This window comes from Sphingomonas elodea ATCC 31461, from assembly GCF_000226955.1.
Classification (GTDB): domain Bacteria; phylum Pseudomonadota; class Alphaproteobacteria; order Sphingomonadales; family Sphingomonadaceae; genus Sphingomonas; species Sphingomonas elodea.
Genome location: NZ_AGFU01000017.1, coordinates 1 through 13216, shown reverse-complemented (window position 1 = coordinate 13216; position 13216 = coordinate 1). Strand labels below are relative to the sequence as shown.

General features: G+C 71.5%; 14 protein-coding genes, 1 pseudogene and 1 riboswitch. Of the genes and pseudogenes, 13 read left to right on the top strand and 2 right to left on the bottom strand.

Annotation, left to right across the window (positions count from 1 at the left end; genetic code table 11):
• Positions 1-95 precede the first annotated feature (95 nt).
• Positions 96-1421, bottom strand: a complete 1326-nt coding sequence (locus tag KK7_RS0106400; protein ID WP_029622953.1) for an ATP-binding protein — start codon at positions 1419-1421, stop codon at positions 96-98.
• On the bottom strand, positions 1418-2128 hold the full coding sequence (locus tag KK7_RS0106395; RefSeq protein WP_029622951.1) for a response regulator transcription factor: 711 nt from the start codon (positions 2126-2128) through the stop codon (positions 1418-1420). Before KK7_RS0106395 ends, KK7_RS0106400 begins: the two co-directional genes overlap by 4 nt.
• A 152-nt stretch (positions 2129-2280) precedes the next feature.
• Here KK7_RS0106395 and KK7_RS0106390 point away from each other — a divergent pair, with 152 nt between their 5' ends.
• The 13 genes and pseudogenes from KK7_RS0106390 to KK7_RS20230 form a co-directional block, all read left to right on the top strand.
• On the top strand, positions 2281-2730 hold the full coding sequence (locus tag KK7_RS0106390) for a hypothetical protein (protein WP_138983924.1): 450 nt from the start codon (positions 2281-2283) through the stop codon (positions 2728-2730).
• 46 nt (positions 2731-2776) lie between these two features.
• Positions 2777-2974: riboswitch (cobalamin riboswitch) on the top strand.
• Positions 2975-3081: 107 nt separating this feature from the next.
• Positions 3082-4125, top strand: a complete 1044-nt coding sequence (gene cobT, locus KK7_RS0106385; RefSeq protein ID WP_051121270.1) for a nicotinate-nucleotide--dimethylbenzimidazole phosphoribosyltransferase — start codon at positions 3082-3084, stop codon at positions 4123-4125.
• Positions 4122-4688: a histidine phosphatase family protein gene (locus tag KK7_RS0106380; protein ID WP_010543807.1), complete on the top strand. Its 567-nt coding sequence runs from the start codon at positions 4122-4124 to the stop codon at positions 4686-4688. Before cobT ends, KK7_RS0106380 begins: the two co-directional genes overlap by 4 nt.
• Complete coding sequence (locus KK7_RS0106375; protein ID WP_010543806.1) at positions 4685-5407, top strand: adenosylcobinamide-GDP ribazoletransferase; 723 nt, start codon at positions 4685-4687, stop codon at positions 5405-5407. Before KK7_RS0106380 ends, KK7_RS0106375 begins: the two co-directional genes overlap by 4 nt.
• Positions 5404-6381 (top strand): aminotransferase class I/II-fold pyridoxal phosphate-dependent enzyme, encoded by a 978-nt coding sequence (locus tag KK7_RS0106370; RefSeq protein ID WP_010543805.1) that lies wholly within the window; start codon positions 5404-5406, stop codon positions 6379-6381. Before KK7_RS0106375 ends, KK7_RS0106370 begins: the two co-directional genes overlap by 4 nt.
• Positions 6374-7306 (top strand): adenosylcobinamide-phosphate synthase CbiB, encoded by a 933-nt coding sequence (gene cbiB / locus KK7_RS0106365; RefSeq protein WP_051121271.1) that lies wholly within the window; start codon positions 6374-6376, stop codon positions 7304-7306. The genes KK7_RS0106370 and cbiB overlap by 8 nt, the downstream gene beginning before the upstream one ends.
• Positions 7294-8751 carry a cobyric acid synthase gene (locus KK7_RS0106360; RefSeq protein WP_010543803.1) on the top strand — a complete coding sequence of 486 codons (1458 nt, stop codon included), beginning with the start codon at positions 7294-7296 and terminating at the stop codon, positions 8749-8751. The genes cbiB and KK7_RS0106360 overlap by 13 nt, the downstream gene beginning before the upstream one ends.
• Positions 8748-9254, top strand: a complete 507-nt coding sequence (cobU, locus tag KK7_RS0106355) for a bifunctional adenosylcobinamide kinase/adenosylcobinamide-phosphate guanylyltransferase (RefSeq protein ID WP_010543802.1) — start codon at positions 8748-8750, stop codon at positions 9252-9254. The genes KK7_RS0106360 and cobU overlap by 4 nt, the downstream gene beginning before the upstream one ends.
• Positions 9255-9360: 106 nt before the next feature.
• Entirely contained in the window at positions 9361-9771 is a 411-nt protein-coding gene (locus KK7_RS0106350; RefSeq protein ID WP_010543801.1) for a MarR family winged helix-turn-helix transcriptional regulator, read from the top strand.
• Complete coding sequence (locus KK7_RS0106345; protein WP_010543800.1) at positions 9768-11813, top strand: FUSC family protein; 2046 nt, start codon at positions 9768-9770, stop codon at positions 11811-11813. Before KK7_RS0106350 ends, KK7_RS0106345 begins: the two co-directional genes overlap by 4 nt.
• Positions 11810-12025 (top strand): DUF1656 domain-containing protein, encoded by a 216-nt coding sequence (locus tag KK7_RS0106340; protein ID WP_010543799.1) that lies wholly within the window; start codon positions 11810-11812, stop codon positions 12023-12025. The genes KK7_RS0106345 and KK7_RS0106340 overlap by 4 nt, the downstream gene beginning before the upstream one ends.
• Positions 12022-12939, top strand: a complete 918-nt coding sequence (locus tag KK7_RS0106335; RefSeq protein WP_010543798.1) for an efflux RND transporter periplasmic adaptor subunit — start codon at positions 12022-12024, stop codon at positions 12937-12939. The genes KK7_RS0106340 and KK7_RS0106335 overlap by 4 nt, the downstream gene beginning before the upstream one ends.
• A pseudogene (locus KK7_RS20230) lies at positions 12939-13216 on the top strand (TolC family protein); the annotation flags it as partial. The gene KK7_RS0106335 and the pseudogene KK7_RS20230, both read left to right, overlap by 1 nt.

The window sequence follows — 13216 nt, the reverse complement described above, 5'->3', positions numbered from 1 at the left end:
TCCTGGGTACCGGCCCGCGGCGCGGGCATTTCGTCAGGAGACCAAACTAAGCACAAGCAATTGCTGCATCGCGGCGGATTCGTAAGTAAACGTTGCTACGCCAGCGAGCCGTCGCGCGGCAGGAGGATCTCGGCGCAGAGACCGCCGCCCTCCCGATTGGTCAGCCGGAACGCGCCGCCCTCCGCCTCCGCCGCCCGCGCGACGATGGACAGGCCGAGCCCGAAGCCCACCGTATCGCGCGACCGGGCGGCATCCAGCCGGACGAACGGCTGCATCACCCGTTGGAGTTCCTCCTCGGGGATGCCCGGCCCCTTGTCCTCCACCCGCAGCGCCACCGCGCCCGGCAGCGGCACCAGCCGGATGCAGCACTGGCCCGCATAATGCACGGCATTGTCGACCAGATTGTTGAGCGCCCGCTTCAGCATGAGCGGGCGCAGCACCTGCTCGAAATGGTCGGGGCCGTCATATTCGACGTCGCGGCCATGATCGGCATTGTCGTCGGCGATCGTTGCGCACAGCACCGCAAGGTCCACCCGAGCCGGGGGCTCCTTGTCCCCCTCGCCGCCCAGAAAGGCGAGCAGCGAGGCGATCATCGCCTCCATCTCGGTGATGTCGGTCTCCACCGCCGCATGCACGTCGGGGTCGGTGATGGCATCCGCGCGCAACCGCAGCCGGGCAAGCGGCGTGCGCATGTCGTGCCCGACGGCGGCAAGCGCCTGGGTGCGATCGGCGATCAGCCGCTGGATGCGCTCCTGCATCCGGTTGAACGCGCTGATCACGCGCCGCAGTTCCTTCGGCCCCGCCTCCTTCACCTCCACCACATTGCCGGCCCCGAACCGATCGGCGGCGACGGCGAGGCGCCGCATCGGCAGCAGCATCCGTCGCAGCAGCACGCCGCTGATCAGGATCAGCGCCAGCGCCGGGGCGAGTGCCAGCAATACCCGCGACGCACCAAGGTCGGCCGCGTGCATCTGCTCGCGCGTACGGAAATACATCCAGCTGCCATCGGGCATCGGCACCGCGCCCACGATCAGCGCGCGGCTCCCCTGCGAGGTCAGCCGCAGGCGGAGGCCGTCCATCGCCAGGCTCGGCTCCCACAGCACCACCTGTTCGTACAGCCGGTCGAGGTCCGGCTGCTGACGCAGGGCGGTGGGCAGCTGCGGCATCCACCGCACCTCGTAGCGCGAGGTGGTGAACTCCAGCGCCAGTGCGTCGCGCCGGGCGGGCGGCTGCTCGGCGAGCAGCTTGCGCGCGATCACCAGATGCTCGGCCAGCCGCCGCGCCTCGTCGTCGCGCACGGCGAACTGGCTGGCGCGCTCGTAGAGCAGGGTGGAGACGGCGAATTCGATGAGGATCGTCAGCAGCAGGATCGCGAAGACCTGCCCGATCAATCCCGAGGGGCGGCGGAGGAACGCCCTCAAGCGCGCGTCACGGGGACGTTGAGCGTATAGCCGATGCCGCGCACGGTAACGATCGGCGCCTGGTGGCCCGCATCGGAGAGCTTCCGCCGCAGCCGGCTGACCAGCACGTCGATGCTGCGATCCGAGCTGTCGCCCAGCCGGGTGCGCGACAGCTCGATCAGCCGCTCGCGCGAGATCACGCGGCCGGCATGGTCGCACAAGGTCACCAGCAGGTCGAACTCGGCGCCGGTCAGGTCCACCACCGCACCGGTGGGAGACAGGAGCTCGCGGCGCGGCAGGTTTACCGTCCAGCCGTCGAAGTGGATCTCGCCCTTCGGCCGCTCGGTCGCGTCACGCTCGCCGGCACCGCGGCGGAGCACCGCGCGTACCCGCGCGACCAGCTCGCGCGTGCCGAACGGCTTGGCCAGGTAATCGTCCGCGCCGAGTTCCAGGCCCACCACGCGATCGGTCTCGCTGCCCTTGGCCGAGATGAAGATGATCGGGACCGAGCTCTTCTGGCGGATCGCGCGGCACAGGTCGATGCCGCTCGTGCCCGGCAGCATCACGTCGAGCAGCACGAGGTCCACCGGTCCCTGGTCGAGCGCCAGCCACATTTCGGGCGCGGACGAGGCCGGGCGCACGGTGTAGCCATTCTCCTGGAGCGCGCGCGCGGTGAGCGTGCGCAACTGGGGATCATCCTCGACCAGCACGATCGTGGGAAGGGTCAGCGGGGGTTCACCTGCATACATCGGGAGGAAACCTAGGGTTCCTGCCGGTGATGGTCAACGCCGTGCAACCATCTGGCGTGACGCGTGTCACGAGCCGCCCTCCCTCGCTGGGCTAGGACGCCATCCGCAGCTCGGGAAGAATCGCCATGCACATGCCACGTTTGAAGCAAGCCATGCTTGGCGGTTGGAGCCGCGGCCGACGCAGCCCGCGCGGGATCGAGCCGGAGGCCATCATACAGGATCTGGACCCCCTGCCCCGCAACGGCGGCTCCAGCCCGCGCCACCTGCTCGCCGCCCTCGACCGGCTTTCCAGCGCCGTGATCGCCTCGACCGGAAGCTGGATGTTCCTGTCCTCCGAGCGAATCCAGCTGATCGACCTCGCACACAAGCTCGCCTGGCTGCTGGTGCGGCTTCACCGCAGCGAGGCGCTCTTGGCCGAGGTGCCCGACATCGCCGGCACGACCCGCGCGATCCAGCGCGCCCATCACCAGCTGGAATCGGTGCAGGCACTGGGCGGCGGCGTGGATGCGATCGACGCATTGTTCGGGCTCATCGCACGCATCGAAGTCCTGCTGCCGCCGGCGCTCGAACGCCCCCATTAAGGCTGGCGCCGCGCCCGGCGCACCGCTAGAGCGGCCGCGAAGGTTTGACCTTCCTGTCCATGCCGGTGCCCCGCGGGGCCCCAGAGGGAATGCGGTGCGGGCGCCTCGGCGTCCTACTCCGCAGCTGCCCCTGCAACTGTAGGCGGAGAGCGGCCGGGCACAGGCCATTGGGAGCGATCCCGAGAAGGCGCCCGAACCGCCGAGACCCGCGAGCCAGGAGACCTGCCGGCAAGGGGAGTCGCTCACGCTCGGTCCAGGGTGCGGCCGCAGCGCGGTCTTCCGTTCGAGCGACGAAGCCGAACCGGGCGCGGATCCTCCGCGGCCGGCGCGTATCTGTTGCTGGAGCCGGGAATGCCATTGCGAGACGCCACTTCGACCGCCCCCCTGTTCCCCGCCGTCGCCGCGTTCGAAGCCGCGCTGGCCGCGCTCCCCGCAGCCGATCCATCCAGCATCGACGCCGCGCGCGCCCGTCAGCAGCAGTTGACCAAGCCCCCGGGCTCGCTCGGGCGGCTGGAGGACATCGCCGTATTCCTCGCCGGCTGGCAGCGCCGGGAGCGGCCGTCGCTAGACCACGCCAAGGCGGTCGTCTTCGCCGGCAACCACGGAGTCGCGGCGCAAGGGGTCAGCGCCTTTCCGCCGGAAGTGACCGCGCAGATGGTGGCGAACTTCGCGCACGGCGGCGCCGCGATCAACGCGCTTACCGGGGCGATCGGCATGCCCCTCGAGGTGATCGCCCTCGAGCTCGACCGACCGACCCGGGATTTCACCGCGAACGCGGCGATGACCGAGGACGAGTGTCTGGCCGCGCTCAACCAGGGCGCGGCGGTGGTGACCCCCGCCACGGACCTGCTGTTGCTCGGCGAGATGGGCATCGCCAATTCCACCGCCGCGGCGGCGCTCTGCCTGCGCAGCTTCGGCGGCAGCGCGAGCGACTGGACCGGGCCCGGCACGGGGCTGGACAGCGCCGGCGTCAGCCGCAAGGCCGCCGTCGTCGAGCAGGGGATCGCGCATCATGCCGGCGCCGGTCGCAGCCCCTTCGAGACGCTGCGGCGGGTCGGCGGGCGCGAACTCGCGGCGATTGCCGGTGCCGTGCTGGCGGCCCGGCAGGCGGGCGTGCCGGTGCTGCTCGACGGGTTCATCTGCTGCGCCGCGGTCGCGCCGCTGGCGGCAGCGGCACCGGACATCGTCGCCCATTGCATCGCCGGCCATTGCTCGGCCGAGCCCGGTCACGCCCGGCTGCTCGACCAGCTCGGGCTCGATCCGCTGCTCCGGCTGGACATGCGGCTGGGCGAGGCGAGCGGCGCCGCCGTCGCCGCCGCCGTGCTGCGCTCGGCGCTGGCCGCGCATAACGGCATGGCGACCTTCGCCGAGGCAGGCGTCGCCGGCGGCGCATGAGCGGTATCGTCGTCCACCTACTTCGCCACGGCATCACCGAGGCCGAGGGGCGGCTGATCGGCCGAACCGATGCCGCGCCGCTGCCGGAGGGAATCGAGGCCTGCACGGCGCGCGCGACCGGACTGGCGGTGGAGGCCATCCTCCATTCCGATCGGGCCCGCACGCGCGCGCCCGCCGAGCGGATAGCGGCCGATCTCGGCGTCGCCGCCGGCCGGGATCCGCGGTGGCGCGAACTCGATTTCGGCACGTGGGACGGTCAGCCGTTCGATGCCATCGACGCCGCGGCGCTGGCCGCCTTCCAGAGCGATCCCGCGGCCCATATCCCCCCCGGCGGCGAGGCATGGCCCGCGCTGGTCGCCCGCGTCGGTGCGGCGATCGACGCGATCGACCGGCCGACGCTGGTCGTCACGCATGGCGGGGCGATGCGCGCGGCGCTCGCCAGCCTGTGCGCGCTCGACTTTCCTCAGCTTTGGAACATCGCCCTGCCCCATGCCGCGCTGCTCAGCGTGCGCATCTGGCCGGGCACGCCGCGTGTCGGCCAGATCATCGGATTGCGTACATGAGAGACTTCGTCATCGCCCTGCAGTTCCTCACCCGCCTGCCGCTGCCGACGGTCGCGGCCGACGAAGCTGCCTTTGTCCGCTCGATGCGCTGGTTTCCGGCCGCCGGGCTGGTGGTGGGGCTGGTCGTGCTGGTGGCCGCGTGGCTCGGGCTCCAGCTCGATCCCTGGAGCGGTGCGCTTGCCGCGCTGGCGGCCTGGGTCGGGGTGACCGGCGCGCTCCACCTCGACGGGCTGGCGGACCTCGCCGATGCGAGCGGCGCGCTCCACAAGGGGCGGGATCGGCTGCGCGCGGTGCTGGCCGATCCGCATGTCGGCAGCTTCGGCGTGGTCGCGATCGCGATGCAGTTGCTCGCCAAGCTGGTGCTGCTCCACGCGGTGCTGGCCGGCGGTGTCTGGTGGACGCTGTTGTTCCTTCCCGCCGCCGCCCGGCTGGGCCCGCTGGTGTGGAGCTGGTGGCTGCCGCCGCTGCATGAAGGGCTCGCCAGCCGCTTCCGCAGCGCCATTCGCCCGGCCGACCTGATCCTTTGGAGCGTGCTCCTCGCCTTCGCGGCCGCGATCGCCGCGCCCGCGCTGATCGCGGCGCCGCTGCTGATCGCCGCCTGGGGCTGGCGGGTGCGGCGGCTGCTCGGCGGCATCTCGGGCGACGGGCACGGCGCGGGCATCGAGCTGGTCGAGACCGGCCTGCTGCTCGCCTTCGCGATCGCCCCGCATCTGGCATGAGCGATCCGCTGCTGCACCATGGCGGCAACCTGACCGCCGCCCGCGCCCGCTTCGGCGAGGGGAACTGGCTGGACCTGTCGACCGGCATCAACGCCGATGCGTGGCCGGTACCGGCAGCGCTGCGGGCAGACCTTGCCCCCCTGCCCGGCCCTGCCGCGCTCGCGACGCTGGAAGCGGCGGCAGCCTGTTGTTTCGGCACTGCCCCCGAGCATGTCTGCGCGGTGCCCGGCAGCGAGATGGGCCTGCGGCTGCTCGGCATGCTGCTCGGCGGCCGCGCCTGCCACCTTGCTCCCGGCTACCGCACGCATGGGGCGATCTTCGCGGACAGCATGGCACTGGCGCCGGATACGCCCGTGCCGGGAAACGCGACCCTGATCCTCGCCAATCCCAACAACCCCACCGGCACCCTGCTGCTCCGCGAGACGCTCGAAGCCCTGCTCGCCGATCGCACCGCTGCCGGCGGCTGGCTGGTGGTCGACGAAGCCTTTGCCGATCCGCACCCGGACGCGAGCATCGCGCCCTCGGCAGGCGATGCACGGCGGCTGATCGTGTTTCGCTCTTTCGGCAAGTTCTTCGGGCTGGCGGGGATTCGGCTCGGCTTCGTGCTCGGCCCGCGCACGCTGCTGGCGCGGTACCGCCGCATCCTCGGCGACTGGCCGATCGACGCGACCGCGCTGGCGATCGGTACCGCCGCCTATCGCGACACCGCCTGGATCGAGACAACCCGCATCGCGCTGCCGCAGCGTGCCGAGGCGCTCGATGCGGTACTGCGCCGCCATGGTCTCGCGCCCACGGGGGCCTCGCCGCTGTTCCGGCTGGTCGAGCACCCGGCAGCGCCCGCGCTGTTCGAGCGGCTGGCAAAGGCGCACATCCTCACCCGCCCGTTCGACTATGCGCCGACATGGCTCCGTCTCGGCACCCCCGCGACCGGTGAAGCGCTCGACCGGCTCGACCGGGCGCTCGGCCATGGCTGAGCCGGTCGCGCTCGCCGCGCTGGCGCTGGAGGCGGCGATCGGCTGGCCGGCCTGGCTCTATGCGCGGATCGGGCATCCGGTCGGCGGCTTCGCCCGGCTGATCGCCGCGTGCGAGCAGCGCTGGAACCGGGCAGACCTGCCGGAGCGGATGCGCCGAATGGGGGGTGTCGCGACGGTGCTGCTCCTGCTGCTCCTCGCCGGTGCCGCCGGGTGGGAGATCGAGCGGATCGCGATGCGGCTTCCGCACGGCTGGCTGCTCGTCGCGCTGGCGGCGTTCCCCGGGCTCGCTCAGCGCAGCCTCTATGTCCATGTCCGCCCGGTCGCGGCGGCGCTCGCCGCCGGCGACCTGAGCGCCGCACGCACCGCGGTCGGCTATATCGTCGGTCGCGATACCGCGCGGCTGGATGCGCCGGGGGTTGCTCGTGCCGCGATCGAAAGCCTGGCCGAGAGCTTCTGCGACGGGATCGTCGCGCCGCTGTTCTGGCTGCTGGTCGGCGGGTTGCCGGGCCTGTGGATCTACAAGGCGATCAACACCGCCGACAGCCTGATCGGCCACCGCGAACCGCGCTGGCGGGCGTTCGGCTGGGCGGCGGCGCGCACCGACGACCTGCTCAACCTCGCGCCGGCCCGGCTCTCCGGGCTGCTGCTGTGTCTGGCTGCCGGTCGCGGCTGGGGCACGATGTGGCGGGACGCCGGCAAGCATGCCTCGCCCAATGCCGGCTGGCCCGAGGCGGCGATGGCCGGCGCGCTGGGCCTGCGGCTCGCCGGGCCGATCGCCTATGACGGCGCCGTGCAGGCCAAGCCCTGGATCGGCGACGGCCGAACCGACGCGGTTGCCGGCGACATCCACCGGGGCCTCGGCCTTTATGTCCGCGCCTGCGGACTGCTATGGCTGATCGCAGGAGGGCTCGCATGGGTGCGTTGATGCTGCAGGGCACCGGGTCGGACGTCGGCAAGTCGGTGCTGGTCGCCGGGCTCTGCCGGGCGCTCGCCAACCGCGGCCTGCGGGTCCGCCCGTTCAAGCCGCAGAACATGTCGAACAACGCCGCGGTTACCGAAGATGGTGGCGAAATAGGACGCGCCCAGGCCCTCCAGGCCCTGGCCTGCCGGGTCGCGCCGCATACCGACATGAACCCGGTGCTGCTCAAGCCCCAGGCCGATCGCACCTCGCAACTGGTGGTGCACGGCCGGGTGCGCGGCACGCTCCATGCCGGCAATTTTCGCGAGGCCCGGCGCCCGCTGCTCGGCGAGGTGCTGGCGAGCTTTCGCCGGCTGGAGGCACAATGCGACGTGGTGCTGGTGGAAGGGGCGGGCTCGCCCGCCGAGATCAACCTGCGCGCCGGCGACATCGCCAATATGGGCTTCGCCCGGGCCGCCGGTGTGCCGGTGGTGCTGGTCGGCGATATCGACCGCGGCGGGGTGATCGCGGCGGTGGTCGGCACCCGCGCGGTGCTCGATTCCGAGGACGCCGCGATGATCCGCGGCTTCCTGATCAACAAGTTCCGGGGCGATCCAGCCCTGTTCGCCGACGGCTATGCGCAGATCGAGGCACGCTCGGGCTGGCGCGGCTATGGCCTGATCCCCTGGCTGCGCGATGCCGCCCGCCTGCCGAGCGAGGATGCGGTGGTGCTGGAGCGCACCGCCCACCGCACGGGCGATCACCTGCTGATCGCCTGCCCGATGCTGCCGCGCATCGCCAATTTCGACGATCTCGATCCGCTCAAGCTCGAACCAGGCGTGACGCTCGCGATGATCCCGCCAGGCCGGCCGATCCCGGGCGACGCCGCGCTTGTCGTCCTGCCCGGCTCCAAGGCGACCATTGCCGATCTTGCCGCCTTGCGCGAACAGGGCTGGGACATCGACATCCTCGCCCATCACCGGCGCGGCGGCGCGGTACTGGGCATCTGCGGCGGCTATCAGATGCTCGGCCGCGCCATCGCCGATCCGCACGGGATCGAGGGTCCGGCAGGGCGCGCCGAGGGGCTCGGCCTGCTCGACGTCGAGACGGTGCTGACGCAGGAGAAGGCACTGCGCGCGGCGCGCGGCACCGCGCTCGGCGCGCCGATCCACGGCTATGAGATGCACATGGGGGCCACCACCGGCCCCGATACCGCCCGCCCCTTCGCGACGCTGGAGCGCGGCCCGGATGGTGCGCAGACGGCCGACGGGCGCGTGCTGGGCACCTATCTGCACGGCCTGTTCGCCAGCACCGAGCTGCGCCGCGCCCTGCTCGCGCGGATCGGCATCGCCTCGTCGGGTGCGGACTATGCCGCATCGGTCGACGCCGCACTCGATGCGATCGCCGCCGAGCTGGAAACCCATGTCGACATCCCCGCGCTGATCGCGCTCGCCCAGGAGACCCGGCCATGACCCGCTTGCTCGTTCTCGGCGGCGCCCGTTCGGGCAAGAGCCGCTACGCCCAGGCGCGGGCCGAGTCCCTTCCCGGCGACCTGGTCTATGTCGCCACCGCCCAGCCGCTCGATGCGGAGATGGAAGACCGCATCGCCCGCCACCGCGCCGATCGCGGCCCGCGCTGGTCGACGCTGGACGTTCCCCTCGATCTGCCCGCCGCCGTCCCCATCCAGGCCCGGCCGGGTCGCGTGCTGCTGGTCGATTGCCTGACCTTGTGGACCTCGAACCTGATGTTCGCCGAACGCGACCTCGACGCCGAGACCGAGGCCCTTGCCCATGCCGTCGCGCAGGCGGCGGGGCCGGTCATCCTGGTCGCCAACGAGGTCGGCCTCGGCATCGTGCCGGACAATGCGTTGGCCCGCCGCTTTCGCGATGCTGCCGGACGGCTCAACCAGGCGATCGCGGCCGCAGCCGACGAAGTGCAGTTCCTCGCGGCGGGGCTTCCGCTCCGACTGAAATAGGTCGCGATCCCTATCCATACCGAATAGGGGTTGATTGCATTAGTTAGCATCCTAACTAATGCCTTCTATGGATAGGCATTCCCAGGAGCGCGCGCTTGCGACGCGCATGATTCCCGTCGCACGTGCCTGGCAGCGCCTTGCCGATGCCGCGCTCGCGTCGCTCGACATTTCCGGGTCGACCGGCTGGGCGCTGGTCTATCTGCAGCGGCTTGGCGACGATGCCCGACAGACCGATCTCGCCCGCGCCGTGGGCGTGACCGAGGCTTCGCTGGTCCGCACGGTGCACGCGCTGGAAGAAGCGGGCCTTGTCATCCGCATGGTCGACCCGCGCGATCGGCGCGCCAACCGCCTCCGCCTCACCGAAAACGGCGTTTCGCACGCGTCACGGATCGACCGCCGCCTCGCTGCGTTGCGCAGCGAGTTGCTCGACGGGGTGAGCGACGGGGAACTGGAGACGACCTTGCGCGTACTGGATCATCTGGCGGCGAGACTGGCCGATCGGCGGCAGCAGCCATGACCGGTCGCTGGGGCATCGACGCCGCCCTGTTCTCGCTCAAATCCTACGCGGCCGGCATGCTCACCATCTATCTGGCGCTGTCGATCGGGCTGGACCGGCCCTATTGGGCGTTCCTCACCGCCTATATCGTCGCGCAGCCGCTGGCCGGGGCGGTGCTCTCCAAGGCGCTGTTCCGGGTGATCGGCACAGTGGTGGGCGCGGGGGCGGCGGTGCTGATGGTGCCCGCGCTGATCAACGCGCCCGAACTGCTCGTCCTCGCGATCTCCGGCTGGCTGGGGCTGTGCGTGTTCGTGTCGCTGCTCGATCGTACGCCGCGTTCCTACATGTTCGTGCTGGCGGGCTACAGCGCGGTCCTGATCGTGCTGCCCAGCGTCGACGCGCCCGGCACCATCTTCACCGTAGCCAGCCTGCGCGTGCAGGAAATCACCCTCGGCATCCTTTGCGGCAGCCTGGTCCACGGGGTGATCTTCCCCCGCTCGGTCGCCGCCTTCCTCCTCACCCGCGTCTCGACCATCCTCCAGGACGCCGAACGCTGGTCGCACGACGCGCTCGCGCTGGAGCCGGTGGCCGGCGTCGATGCCGAACGCCGCCGCCTCGCCGTCGACATCACCGAACTGCACCAGCTCTCCATCCACCTGCCCTACGAGACCGCCCGCACTGCGCCGCGCGTGCGCACGGTACGGGCGCTGCAGGACCAGCTGTCGCTGCTGATGCCGCTGGGTGCCGCGGTCGACGATCGCACCGTGCGGCTCCAGGCACATGGCGGGCTGCCGCCGGAGGTCGCCGCGCTGCTCACCGACACCCAGGCCTGGCTGAAGACGCTGGACCGCGACCGGGAGGAGCGCGCCGCCGATGCCGCCGCCCTCGAGGCGCGCTGTGCGGCGCTGGAGCCGGCGGTACGGGAAGGCAGTTCCTGGCACGACCTGCTGCTGCTCAGCCTGCTCTCGCGCCTCGCCGCGCTGATCGGTGCGCACCGCGACTGCCGCGAACTGGCCGAGCAGCTGGCGACACTCGACCGCCGCCCGGTTTCCCCTCGCGTCGCCGAACTGCTCGAAGGACGCCGGGGTCGCGAACTGCATGTCGACAAGGTCGGCGCGCTGCGCGGCGCGATCGGCGCGTTCCTCACCCTGGCGGTGGGCTCGGCGATCTGGATCGCGAGCGGCTGGTCCGACGGATCGACGGCGGTGATGCTGGCGGGCGTGTTCCTGGCGCTGTTCGCCGCCGCCCCCGATCCGCTGCTGCCGCTGCGCACCTTCTTCTGGGGCACCCTGATCGCGACCATCCTCGGGGCGATCTATGGCTATGCGATCATGCCGCGCCTGGACGGGTTCGGCCAGCTGGCCGCCGCGATGGCGCCGCCGCTGCTGATCCTCGGCGCGATGATGCATTCCCCCAAATGGATGGGCATCGCGCTGCCCACGCTGCTCGGGCTCGGCAGCCCTCTGCTGATCTCCGCGCGTTACACCAGTGCCTTTGCCAGCTTCGTCAACGGCGCGATCGCCCAGCTGATGGGGGTGGCCTTCGCGATCGTGATGGCGCGGCTGCTCCAGTCCGCCGGCATCGACCAGGCGATCCGCCGCACTCTGCGCGCGGGCTGGGCCGACATCGCCGAGAGGAGCAACCTGATGACCCCGCCCGACGTCCGTGGCTGGATCAACCGCATGCTGGACCGGATCGCGCTGCTCGCGCCCCGGCTCGCGCTGAGCGGCCGTTCGCCGGGCCAGCCGCTATACGATGCCCTGCGCGACCTGCGCACCGGCGTCGCCATCGGCGAACTGCGCGCCGTGCGGCTCGACATGGCGCCCGAGCGTGCCGCCCCGCTGACCGACGTGCTGCGCGACGTCGGCGACTATTATCGTCGGCTGGAGCCCGAGGCGGAGAAGCCGGAGGATCCCGGCCTGCTCGCCCATATCGACGCCGCGCTGCACGCCGTCGCCGGCGATGCCGACGCCGCGGTGCGCCGGGCGGGCACGCTCGGCCTGGTGAGCCTGCGCCGCAACCTCTTCCCCGATGCCGATCCGCTGCCCGAGGCCGCGCTGTGACCGGGGAAGTCTCCATCGGCGGCGTGTTCGTGCCGACCCTGCTGGTACTCGGCATCCTCGCCATGCTGCTCACCATGGCGCTCGCCCGCCTGCTCAACGCCTTCGGCCTGTATCGCTTCGTGGCCTATCGCCCGCTCGTCGATCTCTGCCTGTTCATTCTGCTGCTCGGGCTGCTCGCCTGGGCCACGCCCTCGATCGGATTCCGCCCATGAAACGCTACCTTCCTGCCCTTGGCCGCAGCGCCGCGACGATCGTCATCGTGATCGTCGCCGCCTTCGTCGCCTGGTGGTTGTGGCAGCATTATGCGCGCAGCCCCTGGACGCGCGACGGGCGGGTGCGGGCCGATGTGGTGCGGGTGACGCCGGATATCGGCGGTCTGGTCACCGCGGTGGCGGTGCACGACAACCAGCAGGTCAAGGCAGGCGACCTGCTCTTCGTGATCGACCGGCCGCGCTATTCGCTGGCGCTGGCGCAGGCCCATGCCAGCGTCGAAAGCGCCCGCGCGACGCTGACCCAGGCGCAGCGCGAGGCCCGCCGCGACCTCGCCCTCGGCAACCTCGTCGCCGCGGAGACGCACGAGCAAAACGTCGCCCGCGTCGCCACCGCCCGGGCCGCGCTCGCCCAGGCGATGACGACGGTGCAAAGCGCCGAGCTGAACGTCGCGCGGACCCAGGTGAAGGCATCGGTCAACGGCACCGTCACCAATCTCGACCTGCATCCGGGCGACTATGTCGCAGCCGGCCAGCAGGCGATGGCGCTGGTCGATGCCGACAGCGTGCGGGTGGAGGGCTATTTCGAGGAAACCAAGCTGCCCGGCATCCGCATCGGCGCGCCGGTGACGGTGGAGCTGATGGGCGAGCCGCGCCTGCTCCACGGCATGGTCGAAAGCATCGCCGCCGGCATCAACGACACCACCCGCAGCAATGCGGGCAACCTGCTGCCCAATGTCGACCCCACCTTCACCTGGGTGCGGCTCGCCCAGCGCATCCCGGTGCGGGTGAAGCTGACCCGCGTGCCGGCGGACATCCGCCTGATCGCCGGCCGCACCGCGACGGTGACGATCCAGCCCGATCCCGCCATACAGCCCACGGCGACGCCGGCCCCCTCCCTGCAGGCGAAGCAGTGATGCGGCGCCGGTTCCTGCTTGCCGCCGTCGCGCTGCTCGCCGGGTGCACCCGCGCCGGGCCGGACTATCATCCCCCCGTTTCCGGCCCTGCCCATGCGCCTGCCGCCACCGGCGCGTTCCTGTCGGCGAAGGACAAGGCGTTCAGCGACGCTGCCCTGCCCGATCACTGGTGGCGGCTCTACGCCGATCCCCGGCTCGATTCACTGGTCGAGGAGGCGCTGCGGGCCAATGCCGATCTGCGCGCGGCCGATGCCAATCTTCGCCGCACCGAGGCGGG